Origin of the sequence: Bacteroides finegoldii DSM 17565, from assembly GCF_000156195.1 — a bacterium.
GTDB lineage: Bacteria > Bacteroidota > Bacteroidia > Bacteroidales > Bacteroidaceae > Bacteroides > Bacteroides finegoldii.
In genome coordinates, this window is record NZ_GG688335.1 from 14,721 (window position 1) to 29,005 (window position 14,285).

The window sequence follows — 14,285 nt, forward strand, 5'->3', positions numbered from 1 at the left end:
TATGAAAACTTTTATTATTGAAGACAAACAACGAATCGAGTCCATTATCCTCCATTGCGATGCCTGCTTTGTAGGTATCACAGATTTAGAAGGTAATCCCTACGTAGTTCCGATGAACTTCGGTTATGAAAATGGCGTCCTATACCTTCATTCGGGTCCCGAAGGCAGCAAGTTGGAGATGTTGGAACATAATAATAATGTATGCATCACTTTCAGCATCGGTCATAAACTCGTATATCAGCACGAGAAAGTAGCGTGCAGTTACAGTATGCGTTCCGAAAGCGCCATGTGCCGTGGAAAAGTGACATTCATAGAAGATATGGATGAAAAACGCCGGGTATTGGATATTATCATGCGTCATTACACGGATAGTGAATTCAATTATTCCGAACCTGCCGTGCGCAATGTCAAAGTATGGCAAGTGCCCATCGAGCAAATGACGGGAAAAGTCTTCGGTTTGCGAGCCAACGAAAAGCCATGAAACGTTTCCCGGCTCTTTACCTGTTGACCATCTTCCTTCTGTTACCTGCTTTTCCCATTCTCGCACAATCAGATAAGCAGGTAAACAGCCACTCTTTTACCTATCAATACCTTACAACCAAGGAAGGATTAAGCAACCAGCGCGTATTCTCCATCCTCGAAGATAAGAAAGGCTTCATCTGGATTTCTACACGTTCAGGGGTAGACTGCTTCAACGGAAGAACCGTAAAAAACTACAGCCTTTTCGGGGAAGACATCATCGTTGACGGAGCCGGGCGCATGATCTACCTCACAAAAGACTCACACGAAACGCTATGGGCATATACAAGTGCCGGTAAAGTATTCAAATATGATCCCATCTCCGACGCTTTCACACTGGAGATTGACGTAGCGGAATTAACGGAAAAAGGGATCTTTCTTAACAATCTTTTTATCGACTCATCCGACTGCTTCTGGTTCGGACTGAAAAACGGTTTGTTCTGCTACGACAGCACCAACCGGCACATAGAGAATATACTAGAAAAGAAATGTATAAACACCATCCATTTCTCACCATCCGACGAAACCCTGTATATCGCCACTACCGAAGGATTGTATAAACGCAACCAGCAGAATGGAACAATTACCACCCTATTGACCGAGTGTTACATCCAGTCCGTTTTCTACGATCCCGCAACCCACTTGCTCTGGATAGGAACTTTCAACTCCGGAGTAAAAGTGCAGGATACCCGTACCGGAGATTTCCTGTCGAACGAATCACTGAACCAGCTGCCACACCTCCCCTACCGTTCCATCATCCCTTACGACCCACAAACATTATTATTGGGAGTAGACGGAGCAGGTGTCTATGCAGCCACCCGTGATACCGGATACTCCTGGTCCTTCCTCAATGCGAACCTGGAAGAAGAAGGAGAACTGAAAGGAAACGGCATTTATGCCCTCTGCAAAGACAGTTCTTCCAATCTATGGATCGGCAGTTATACAGGAGGTGTAGCCTACGCAAATCCGAAGAAATATCTCTTCGAACTTACCCAACATGAATACAAAAACCCGCAATCACTGATAAACAACCACGTCAACGCTATCCTCGAAGATCATGAAGGCGACTTATGGTATGCCACCAACCAGGGAATCAGTGTACACCTGCTAAAGTCCGGAACCTGGAAACACTTCCTGAAAGAAAACGTATTCCTGACTCTCTGTAACGATGAAAACGGGAATGTATGGACCGGAGGTTACGGCACAGGCGTCTACTGCCTCAACAAACATACAGGCATCCGCCAGCATCTCACCACCGAACGTCCCGGCACATTGACAACAAACTACATTTACTCAATCGTAGAAGACAACAACAAGAATCTATGGTTTGGCGGCATATATGGCAACCTCATCCGATATACCCCGTCTCAAGCAGGGAAAGCGGAACAATTCGCTTCCTACGGCATTACGCTCATCAACTCAATAACCACAGTCGGCAAAGACACGATAGCCCTTGCCACTGCCAACGGGCTCTACCTGTTGAACAAACAAACCGGCAATTTCAAACAATATTTCACCTCGCCATCCAATGCCGACACCCGGAGCAACAGCTTCATCTACTCCATGTATTTCCCCACCCCCGACAAAGTGTGGTTTGGTACAGACGGAGGAGGCATCAACTTATTAGACCTGAAAACAGGCAAAGCCGTCACCTACTCCACAGCAAACGGCCTTCCTTCCAACTATATATACAGCATCCTTCCCGACAACAAAGGACACCTATGGCTTAGTACAGACAAGGGACTGGCTTACATCACCACCTCCCCCTCTCCCGCAATAACCAACATCGGCTTCCTCGACGGACTGGCAAATGAATTTAACTTCATGTCCTACACCCGGCTAAGAAACGGGGACTTTGTCTACGGAAGTACCAACGGTGCCGTGCGCTTCAACCCGGAAAACTTTACCCGCCCTCTTTACAAAGCCCCCTTGTTGTTCACTTCCTTCGAAGTTCCGCAAAAGTCACGTGAAAAGACCGAAGAGAAAAAGATTCAATTCAACCGGATGCTGAACGAAGGAAAAACGATCGAGTTGAAATACAACGAGAATTCTTTTCTCATTTCCTTTATCTCCGTCTCTTACCAGTATCAACAAGACATCCACTACAGCTACCTACTGGAGGGTTTCGAACAAAATTGGAGTGCTCCTACCAACGAATTAAGCATCCGTTATACCAATATTCCTCCGGGCAATTATACGTTCCACGTAAAAAGCATGAGCAAAAACGCCGGACAGCAACTAGACGGGCACACCATCCGCATACACATTGCGCAGCCTTACTGGAATACAGCAGTCGCCTGGCTGATATACATCATCCTGCTGACAGGCATCACTTATTTCATCTGGCGTTTCTTTGCCAACAAGATGGAGAAAAAGCACTTCTCCGAAAAGATACAGTTCTTTATCAACACCGCCCATGACATTCGCACTCCGGTGACGCTTATCATGGCTCCGCTTAGCGATTTAAGCAAGGAGGACGGACTGTCCGGAGAAGGGAAACGATACCTCCAGATAGCCCGCAAGAACACCGAAAAGCTATACAACTTAATCACGCAACTACTCGACTTCCAGAAGATAGACACAACACATCTCACACTTCAGGTTGCAGAGTACGATTTGAAATCATACTTGCAGGAAAAAGTGCTTAACTTCCAGTCCCTTTGCGAAAGCAAAAAAATCCGGATGGAATTATCAGTGCCCGAAGCCCCCGTCTCACTTTGGATGGATAAAGACAAAACAGACAAAATATTCGATAACCTGTTATCAAATGCAGTGAAATACACCCCTGTCGGCGGAACTATTTCAATCACAATAGAACAGAATGATAAAAAGATAACCGTAGAAGTCAAAGACAGCGGTATCGGTATTCCGCGTAAAGCACAACGGTATATCTTCTCCAATTTCTACCGTGCCGAAAATGCCGTCAACTCCAAAGAAACCGGAAGCGGCATCGGACTACTGCTGACCCGTCGTCTGATGAAACTACATAAAGGAAACATCTCCTTTACCAGCAACGAGGGCGAAGGTTCCACCTTCCTGCTCACTTTCCGAAAAGGGAACCGCCATCTAGCACGCTACATCCTGTCGGGGAAAACCTCTCCTCTATCTACCTTCCTATCGGATATATCCACAGAAGACAATAGCAGCGAACTATCACCGGAGGTAAATACAGACCGGGAAGCAGGAACCGTTCAGCATACAGACCGATACGATGAAAACGAGCCGAACCAGACAGCCCATACTGCCAAAGAACGAATCTTGATTGTAGAGGACAACGACGATCTGCGTTTCTACCTGAAAAAAACGTTTGCCTCCATCTACACCGTCATCGACAAGCCTGACGGAGAATCCGCACTGGAATATCTGCAAGATAAATCTGTGGATTTGATAATCTCTGACGTCATGATGCCTGGGATTCAAGGAGACGAACTGTGTCGACGGATCAAATCAGACTTCACCACTTCGCATATCCCCGTTATCTTGCTGACTGCCAAAACGGAGAAAGACGCCATCCTCGAAGGATTGGAAAGCGGAGCGAACGATTATCTGACCAAGCCTTTCGATACGGAAATCCTAAAGACAAAAATAAAGGGAGTATTACAGAACCGCAAGATTATGCGACAGTATTTTCTTTCTCATTCGCTTCCTTCCGTCCCTGCTGCCGAACCAAGTGAAAAGAAAGAGGATACGGAATGTGCCAACCTCTTATCTGCCATGGACAAAGAGTTTCTGGAACGTTGCACAAGACTCATTACCGAAAATCTGGCAAACCCGAACTTCACCATCAACCAGCTCTCCCGCGAACTAGCGTTAAGTCGTACGATATTCTACGAAAAACTGAAAGCTCTGACAGGACAGGCGCCTAACGAATTTATAAAACTCATGCGCATGACAGAAGCTGCCAACCTACTAAAACAAGGGCTTCCGGTGCAAGATGTCGCTCTCCTGGTCGGTTTCACAGATTCCAAGTACTTTAGTACAGCATTTAAAAAGCATTTCGGAGTATCTCCAAGCAAATTTCTCTAAATAAAAGTTTGCATCACTTTTACCCTCACACCCTCACCCTATGTCTCGTCCTGATTCCCTGTATTACATAAGAAATGCAACCGATATACACAGGAAACACAACCGGCATACATCTGTTATCCCTTCGTTATCTATCCGTTAAACTACCGATATGGTACATTCACCACGGCCGTGGGAAGCTAACTATACCGATAGTCTAATGTAAGAAGACCGGTTACTTAATATAAAAAGAAAGGGGAGATAAGGTATGCTTCCCTGCTTCATTACATCTATTTCCCTATACATCAGCACCCAAACAGCCGTTTATAACATTATTATAACAGCTATCCTATCCTTTAATACCAGATTCTTTTTGTATACTTGCAGCATAAAAAGACGAAAAGATGCAAATCCGATAGTTTTTCAACCTATTCCGATAGCTTTCAAACCCGTCAGGACATGGTTACGTCCTATATTTGCGAGGTAAATCAACAATCTAATAATCTATTTAAGATGAAAAAGCAGTTAACCCTATTTCTCTGTCTGTTGCTATTCATACCTATGTATGGATATGCGGAAGATGAAGTAAATCATCAAATTGTACAGCAAACTACCAAAGTAAAAGGCACTGTTACGGATGAACAAGGTGAACCGTTAATCGGAGCCAGTATCGCCGTCAAAGGAACTTCCCAGGGAGTGATTACCGACTTCAACGGTCAATTCAGTATCGACGCTTCCAGAAACGCTACATTAATAGTAAGTTATGTGGGCTATCGTTCGGAAGAAGTACAGGTAAAAGGACAATCTAATCTTAAAATCGTCTTGAAAGAAGACAGCAAAATCATCGATGAAGTAGTTGTTACCGCACTGGGTATCAAACGGGAACGGAAAGCGCTTGGTTATTCCATCGGTGAGGTGAAAGGCGAAGAGCTTGAAAAAGCGAAAGAAACCAATGTCATCAACTCGCTGGCAGGAAAGATTCCGGGACTGGTTATCAGCCAGACTGCCGGCGGTCCTTCCGGTTCGTCCAGAGTGATCGTCCGCGGTAGCACGGAGATGACCGGCAACAATCAGCCGCTCTATGTAGTAGACGGTGTGCCTTTGGACAACAGTAACTACGGAAGTGCCGGACAATACGGAGGTTATGACCTCGGCGACGGTATCTCCAGCATCAACCCGGACGATATTGAAAGCATGTCCGTATTGAAAGGCCCGGCAGCATCTGCCTTGTACGGTAGCCGCGCTTCTCACGGTGTAATCCTTATCACTACCAAGAAGGCAAGTACCAAAAAGAAATTTGCAGTGGAGCTGAACAGTACCACTACTTTCGAAAAACAATTGACGAAGTGGGACGATGTACAGTATGTCTACGGACAGGGAACCGGCGGACGTATCAACGGTACAGACGACCAATATTCTTCCAACAAGAACTGGGGACCGAAGATTGATCCGGGACTGAACCTGACGTATTTCGACGGAGTCACCCGCCCGTATGTGGTCATTCCCAATAATATCGACGGTTTCTTCAGAACCGGTATGACCACCACCAACACCATCGTTGTCAGCACCGTGAAAGATGACACGGGTATCCGCGCCACTTATACGGACATGCGCAACAAAGACATTCTCCCCAACACGAAGATGAGCCGTAATACGTTGAACCTGCGTGCCAACACGACCATCAACAAGAAAGTAGACCTCGACTTCAAGGTGACTTACACCCGTGAAGACGTAAAGAACCGTCCCGCACTGTCTGACCACCGTGCCAACCCTGCCAAGAACCTGATGTCTCTGGCAACGACCTACGACCAGAAATGGCTGCGCGACAACTACAAAGATGCCGACGGCAACTACTACGACTGGAACGGACGGGACGTATGGAACCTCAACCCTTACTGGGTGCTCAACGAAATGACCAATGAATCGGGAAAAGATAAGTTCATGGGTTCGGCACTGGTACGCTACAACGTCAACGAACACCTCAAGATTCAGGTGACCGGTGGTGCGGACATCAACTTTATGAACTTTCAGGAGTATGCTGCCCCTACATCACCGGGATTCGAACAGGGACAGTTACAAATCAGCGATTTCAGAAACAGAATGTATAACGTAGAAGCACTAGCCATCTACAACAACAGTTATAAGAAATTCGACTATGGAGTAACCATAGGCGGCAACCTCTACAAAGTGGACAACAAAACCCAGATTGTGACTGCCAAAGAAATGGTGATGCGTGACGTGATTGCTCTGCAAAGCTTCACAAGCAAAGAGATCACCGAAGGAACCTATCGCAAGCAGATTAACTCCCTCTATGGTTCTATCAACCTGGCTTACGGCAACTTCGTCTACCTCGACGCCACACTGCGCGGTGACCACTCTTCCACTCTGCCATCGGGAAACAATACTTATCTATACCCATCGGTATCAGGAAGTTTCCTGTTCTCGGAATTCTTCAAGATCAATCCGACGCTATTGCCTTACGGTAAAGTGAGAGTTTCATGGGCACAGGTAGGTAGCGACACAGATCCTTACCAATTGGGACTGTCCTACGAACTGTCTCCCAAAAACTATTCAGGGTACGCACTGTCTCAAATCGCCAATACGACGATTCCGAACAAAGACCTGAAACCGACCAAGACCAACTCTGCCGAAGTGGGACTGGAACTGAAATTCCTGAAAAACCGCATCGGACTGGATTTCACTTACTACACCCAAAAAAGTAGTAATCAGATTATGCGCCTCAACACCACAGGAACTTCCGGCTACAACTCCATGCTGATTAATGCAGGAGAAATAGAGAACAAAGGAGTGGAAATCGCACTGAACACACGCCCCATACAGACGAAAGATTTCTCATGGGACTTGAATATCAACTTCTCAAAGAATAGTAATAAGGTAAAAAGATTAGCTTCAGGTATTAAAGAATTTGAATTGGAATCGGCACGTTGGATTAACGTAAAGGTAGCTGCCGTAGAAGGGGAGAACTATGGTTCCATCCTCGGTAAAGACTTCCTTAGAAATGATGCCGGACAGATTATCGTAGATGCTTCTACGGGACTTCCGAAAGTGACGGAAGACTTACGAGTGCTGGGCAACGCCACCTGGAAATGGACAGGAGGTATCACCACCAACCTGACTTACCGCGACATCTCCCTGTCTGCCATCTTCGATATTAAGGTAGGCGCCGATGTCTATTCCATGTCCGCCCGTTCTTCTTACATGACCGGAAAAGACAAAGCCACTCTTGCAGGACGCGACGGCTGGTATGAATCGGAAGAGCAACGACTGCAAGCCGGAGTGAAAGAAAGTAATTGGGAAGCGACAGGCGGTTATGTAGTAGAGGGCGTGGTAGAAATGCCGGACGGAAGTTTCGCGGAAAACAAGAAGTTTGTCGACCCCGAAGTATATTGGAAACATATAGCCGATCAGACTCCGGTTCCGTTTATCTACGACAACTCTTACGTAAAGGTGCGCGAAATTACGTTGGCTTACCGCCTGCCCAAAAGATGGATCAGTAAAGTGTTTGATGCCGTATCCGTATCGTTCGTGGCACGTAACCCGTTCATCATCTACAAGAACGTACCGAACATCGACCCGGACTCCAACTACAACAACGGCTCGGGTATGGGACTGGAATATGGCTCGCTGCCATCCAGAAGAAGCTATGGTTTCAATGTTAACGTAAAATTCTAATAGTAAGCAATCATGAAAACAATCTATAAAATCGCCTTCGGTATATTATGTATATGCGGTCTGCTGCTGGGAGCCTGCACCGACTTTGAGGAACTGAATACAGACCCTTCCAAGTCGTCCTCTACCGACCCGAACCAGCAACTGTCTATGATTCAGTTGCAAACATGGGGACATTGGCAAATGTGCCAGCCCTATCCATTCTATCTGGCTGCTTTTGCACAATATATGCAGGGCGACTGGAACACCACCAACTATGGCGGACAGTATCGCAAAAATGATGCGGAAATGGGAAACACATGGAACCTGATGTACCCGGCACTCATCAAGAACATTGTCGACATTCTGGACAAAACCAAGGATAACGAACGGGAAGTCAACATTCACTCCGTTGCCCGCATTTATAAAGTATATCTTTTCTCCATACTGACGGATATGTACGGCGACTGCCCTTACTTCGAAGCGGGTAAAGGCTTTATCACCGGTAACGTAAAACCTGCCTACGACAAACAGGAACTGATATACAAGGATTTCCTGAAAGAACTCGGCGAAGCGGCAGATGCTCTCACCGCCAGTGGTGACAAAGTCACAGGAGATATTATCTTTCAAGGGAATATCGACAAATGGAAACGTTTTGCCAACTCCCTGCACCTGCGCTATGCAATGCGCATCGTAAACGCAGATCCGGAACTGGCAAAAGCAGAAGCCATCAAAGCTGTCGGTCAGGAAGCCGGCCTAATGCAATCGGCCGCTGACGATGCCCTGATTGCTTACACCGATATTCAGGACTGGGCATCCAACGAATTCCGCAGAAACGGACTCGCCCAACTATGGAGAGGGCGCGAAGCATATCCTACGGCTTATCTCTGCAGCACATTCTGGAAACAACTGGACGCTACTTCCGACCCGCGGCAGTTTGTATTCGGACGCTGCTATGACGAAAGTTCGGCAAACAATCCATTCGGACGTGTGGATCTGACGGAGGAAATGCAGAATACGGAAGCTGCCAAGTTTCAGCCTTGCAACCCGGGTTACTTCTGGTACAGCAACGGTACATGGCCGGAGGGCTATTGGAGCAAACTGACTAATAAATGGCAGGACAAAGCTACCCGTCCGCAGCTCAACAACATTTTCCTGAAAGGCGATATGCCTGGAGTGATTATGACATACGCGGAAGCGGAATTATTACTGGCGGAAGCAAAAGCCCGCTGGGCAGGAGACATCACAACAGGTGCCGACGCTTCCACTCATTATGAGAACGGAGTACGCGCCGCCATCCATTTCCTGGAGAAATTCGGCGCCAAGACTTTTGACGATCAGGTCATCGATACCTATTTACAGGCTAATTCACTACCTGCCAGCGGATTGGATGCACAGCTTACCGCTATCAACACCCAATTATGGATTCTGCACTTCAACAATATCCCCGAAGGATATGCCAACTGGAGAAGAACAGACATTCCGGTGTTGCTTCCTTCTCCCCACTACGGGGCAGTGACGATTGATTCGCAGACTACACCGCTGCGTCTCTGCTACCCGCTCTTTGAAAGTTCGTACAATCCGGAGGGTTATCAATCTGCCATCCAGGCTATGGGAGGCAAAGACGACTGGAATTCACCGGTATGGTGGGACAAATAAACCTAAGATAATCAACACTAAAAGAAAAAACGATTATGAAGAAAATAATATTTATATGCACGTTGCTGGTATCTCTGTTTGCCATGAGTGGTTGCAGCGACGATATAGACACTCCGGTACTGACCACTGACGAATATCCGCGCATATTAGGCCGCTGGCCAGACAAACAGGAGGATGGCACGTTGGGTAAATTCAGTATTCCATTGAATCAGGTGCTTTCCATCAATGTACAATACACTCCTGCCGAACTATGCGAGGGGACATGGTATCTGGATGGAAGGGAAATTCATAAAGGAGTAGGATTGACGTACATTCCTTCGACCATCGGCACTTTCCACCTCGAACTGATTGTAAAGACTCCGACTAAGGAAACCACCCGTGAAGCTATTATCCAAGTAACCGAAGCAACAGAGTAAACCATTAAAACAAGAATTGTATGAAAAAAAGACTTATAATCTATCTGGCCTGTCTGTTTGCATGCCTGATAGCCTCCTGTTCCGAAAAAGATGAAGTAATCAGCAACGGAGGAGAACCGCAAAACTATGTTCCTTTTGCCATCAACAAAGGGGTGAATATCAGTAACTGGCTGTCGCAGGTAGACGCCATCCCCGCCAACGGCTTCTCACAAGCCGAAGCACAAAAGCTGGCAGGATACGGTTTCGACCACATCCGTCTGCCAATAGACGAAAAACTGTTCTTCACGGAAGACGGTCAGAAGATACCGGAAGCATTCACACTGTTGCACAATGCCATAGGATGGTGCCGGGATGCCGGAATGAAAGTGATTGTAGACCTGCACGTATTGCGCGATCACAACTTCAATACAACGGTCACTACATCGGGCGACCCGATTGAGAGTTTCTACGACACATTTGAAGATATGAAATGGGCAGGATGGTTTGCCAATGGCTCCGGCGTGACGGTGAACAACGTGGACAATCCCAGCAAAAGCGGTATAAACACCAGCAACAGGGTGTTCTCTGTGGTACGAAAATCAGGAGTGGACACTTGGTCGAACGCCAAGAAAAAGGATTTTTCCATTATTCCTGTCGGGTCAGGCAAAATGCAGTTCAAGTACCTGCGTGCCAAAATATACAAAAGCACCAAAAGCACTATTACCGTTGTATTGAGTGACGAGAACAATACGAACGACGGTTACTACGGATATACCAATACTACGGCAAATGAATGGGAAGAAATCGCCGTAGATGTATCCAACTATAACAAAAACTGCGGTCGCGTGGCTCTCCGTCCGGAAGAAGGAGAAACGATGTATTTCGACGATGTATTCTTCTCCGACAGTAAAACTGGTGACAACAAGATTTACCCTGAAAGTGGAACTACCACCGTTGTCCCCAAACTCTGGACAGACAAAGACGCCCAGTACAAATATCTCGACTTATGGAAAACGCTGGCGGAAGAACTGAACCAGTATCCCAACGATCTCGTTGCCTACGAGTTATTGAATGAACCGGTAGCCCCTTACGCCTCACAATGGAACTCTCTTTCCGCCCAACTGATTCGTGAACTCCGGCAAACGGAACCCGAACGTAAACTCATCATCGGCTCTAACCGCTGGCAGAGTGTCAACACTTTCAACGAGCTGACTATTCCCGGCGGTGACCCGAATATCATCTTGAGTTTCCACTTCTACAACCCGCATCCCCTCACGCACTACCAAGCCGAGTGGACGGAAGAAAAAGACCTGAATGTACCCATTCACTATCCGGGCGAACTGATAGAAGAGGCGGACTTCAACCAACTATCCGAAGCGATGCAAAAACTGGTGACTCCTTATATGGGAACGTATGATAAAACCACGCTTGAGTCACTCGTATTGAAAGCGGAGATGAAAGCTACCAGTCTCGGCGTACAACTCTACTGCGGTGAATTCGGTTGCTACAAAAAGACTCCGGCTGCCGACAGAATGGAATGGATACGGGACGTAGTATCTATCTTGAAGGATCGTCACATCTCCTACTCTTATTGGGAATATAAAGCAGGATTCGGTTTCTGCGATTCACAAGGAAACGTGATTGAACAGGAGGTACTGGATTTGTTAACTAAATAATAGTCATTCAGATAACAATAATCATTCAAATTAAAAAAGAAATATGCGACAAACATTCATCGCTATGGGAATTTGTTGTGCTATCGGCATTTCCACATTAGCTTGTCAGGATAAAAGCAAAGATTACACCGATCCTACGCTGCCTGTGTCCGAACGTGTCTCCAGCCTGATGTCTCAAATGACATTGGAGGAAAAAGTTGCCCAAATGTGCCAATACGTGGGATTGGAACACATGAAGAAAGCAGAAAAGGATATGTCCGCCGAAGACTTGAAACACAGTCATTCGCAGGGTTTCTATCCCAATCTACATTCTTCCGATGTGGAAGAGATGACGAAAAAAGGACTGATTAGCTCGTTCCTGCACGTGGTAAAGGCCGAAGAAGCCAACTATCTGCAATCGCTGGCACAGCAAAGCCGCCTGAAGATTCCACTCCTGATTGGCATTGACGCCATTCATGGAAACGGTTTGTATCGTGGTTCGACCATTTACCCCACTCCTATCGGACAGGCAGCTACTTTTGACCCTGCACTGGTAGAACGGATGTCGCGGGAGACTGCTATTGAAATGCGTGCCAGCGGTATGCACTGGACGTTTACTCCGAACGTGGAAGTGGCGCGTGACGCTCGCTGGGGACGTGTGGGCGAAACATTCGGCGAAGATCCCTATCTGGTAGGACAGATGGGGGCGGCTACCGTACGCGGATTCCAGACAAAGGATTTCACGGGAAACGATAAAGTGATTGCGTGTGCAAAGCATCTTGTAGGTGGCAGTCAGCCAGCCAACGGAATCAACGGTGCTCCTGCCGAGTTATCGGAAAGAACGTTGCAGGAGGTATTTTTCCCGCCTTTCAAAGATTGTCTGGAAGCGGGGGTATTTACAGTGATGACGGCTCATAATGAGTTGAACGGGATTCCTTGTCACGGAAACAAGTATCTGATGACGGAAGTATTACGCAATCAGTGGAAGTTTGACGGTTTTGTTGTCAGCGACTGGATGGATATTGAGCGCATGCACGACTATCACAACGTAGCCGAAACGCTGAAAGACGCTTACCAGATCAGTGTAGATGCCGGAATGGGAATGCACATGCATGGACCGGAATTCTACGAAGCTATCATTGAGTGTGTGAAAGAAGGGAGTATTCCTGAAAAGCAGATAGATGCTGCCGTTTCTAAGATTCTGGAAGTTAAATTCAGGTTAGGATTGTTCGAGAATCCGTTTATCGACCTGAAAAAGAAAGATGAAATTGTCTTTAATGAGAAACATCAGCAAACGGCACTGGAAGGAGCGCGGAAGTCTATCGTCCTGTTGAAAAATGAAGGCAATATGCTGCCATTGGATGCTTCGAAATATAAGAAAGTGTTTGTTACCGGACATAATGCCAACAATCAGTCTATCTTAGGTGACTGGGCAATGGAACAGCCGGAAGAACATGTCACTACCGTATTGAAAGGCCTGAAAGCTATCAGTCCCGAAACGAATTATAATTTCCTTGATCTCGGCTGGAATGTACGTTTGCTATCGGACAATCAAATAAAGGAAGCAGTGCAACAGGCACGCAGCTCCGATCTGGCGATTCTGGTGGTAGGAGAAAACTCAATGCGTTATCATTGGAACGAGAAGACGTGTGGAGAGAACAGTGACCGTTACGAGCTTTCTTTGCCGGGACGTCAACAGGAACTGGTGGAAGCTGTAGCTGCTACGGGGGTTCCGACAGTCGTTATCCTTGTCAACGGCCGTCCGCTGACTACCGAATGGATAGATGAAAATATGCCGTGTATCATCGAAGCATGGGAGCCGGGAGTAGCCGGGGGGCAGGCTTTGGCGGAAATTCTTTACGGAAAAGTGAACCCAAGCGGTAAACTGCCGATTACGATTCCAAGAAGCACCGGACAGATTCAGTGTATGTACAATCATAAATTTACCAACCATTGGTTTCCGTATGCAACAGGAAATTCATTACCTTTGTACGAGTTCGGTTACGGCTTGAGTTATACGACGTATAAATATGAGAACCTCAAACTGTCTGAAGCAACTATCACTCCTGACAAAAGCGTGAAAGTAACTGTAGATGTCACGAATACCGGAAAAATGGATGGCGAAGAAACGGTTCAGCTCTATATCCGCGACGAATACAGTTCTGCTACCCGCCCTGTAAAGGAGTTGAAGGACTTTGCCCGCATACCTTTGAAAGCAGGAGAAACGAAAGAGGTTTCATTTACTCTCACTCCCGAAATGCTGTCCTACTATGACGCTAATATGCACTATGGAGTAGAAAAAGGGACTTTCAAGATTATGGTGGGAGCTTCTTCAAGAGATACCGATCTGCAAAGCATTATACTTACAGTGAAATAAAATAGA

7 protein-coding genes are annotated in these 14,285 nt (G+C 46.7%); all 7 read left to right on the forward strand.

Annotated features, from left to right (window positions below; translation table 11 throughout):
* Window position 1 precedes the first annotated feature (1 nt).
* The 7 genes from BACFIN_RS01975 (at window position 2) to BACFIN_RS01945 (ending at window position 14,279) form a co-directional block, all read left to right on the forward strand.
* The gene (locus tag BACFIN_RS01975) at window positions 2–481 is read left to right on the forward strand and encodes a pyridoxamine 5'-phosphate oxidase family protein (protein ID WP_007757589.1); all 480 of its coding nucleotides are present in this window, start codon (window positions 2–4) and stop codon (window positions 479–481) included.
* Window positions 478–4,545: a hybrid sensor histidine kinase/response regulator transcription factor gene (locus tag BACFIN_RS01970; protein WP_007757591.1), complete on the forward strand. Its 4,068-nt coding sequence runs from the start codon at window positions 478–480 to the stop codon at window positions 4,543–4,545. Before BACFIN_RS01975 ends, BACFIN_RS01970 begins: the two co-directional genes overlap by 4 nt.
* Window positions 4,546–5,037: 492 nt before the next feature.
* A complete protein-coding gene (locus tag BACFIN_RS01965) occupies window positions 5,038–8,217 on the forward strand; it encodes a SusC/RagA family TonB-linked outer membrane protein (protein WP_032839949.1) in 3,180 nt (1,059 codons plus the stop codon).
* 12 nt (window positions 8,218–8,229) lie between these two features.
* Window positions 8,230–9,852 (forward strand): SusD/RagB family nutrient-binding outer membrane lipoprotein, encoded by a 1,623-nt coding sequence (locus tag BACFIN_RS01960; RefSeq protein ID WP_007757598.1) that lies wholly within the window; start codon window positions 8,230–8,232, stop codon window positions 9,850–9,852.
* A gap of 35 nt (window positions 9,853–9,887) precedes the next feature.
* Window positions 9,888–10,268 carry a hypothetical protein gene (locus BACFIN_RS01955; RefSeq protein WP_007757599.1) on the forward strand — a complete coding sequence of 127 codons (381 nt, stop codon included), beginning with the start codon at window positions 9,888–9,890 and terminating at the stop codon, window positions 10,266–10,268.
* A 20-nt stretch (window positions 10,269–10,288) separates the two neighbouring features.
* A complete protein-coding gene (locus tag BACFIN_RS01950) occupies window positions 10,289–11,923 on the forward strand; it encodes a cellulase family glycosylhydrolase (RefSeq protein ID WP_007757600.1) in 1,635 nt (544 codons plus the stop codon).
* A 43-nt stretch (window positions 11,924–11,966) separates the two neighbouring features.
* Window positions 11,967–14,279 (forward strand): glycoside hydrolase family 3 N-terminal domain-containing protein, encoded by a 2,313-nt coding sequence (locus tag BACFIN_RS01945; RefSeq protein WP_007757601.1) that lies wholly within the window; start codon window positions 11,967–11,969, stop codon window positions 14,277–14,279.
* Window positions 14,280–14,285 lie beyond the last annotated feature (6 nt).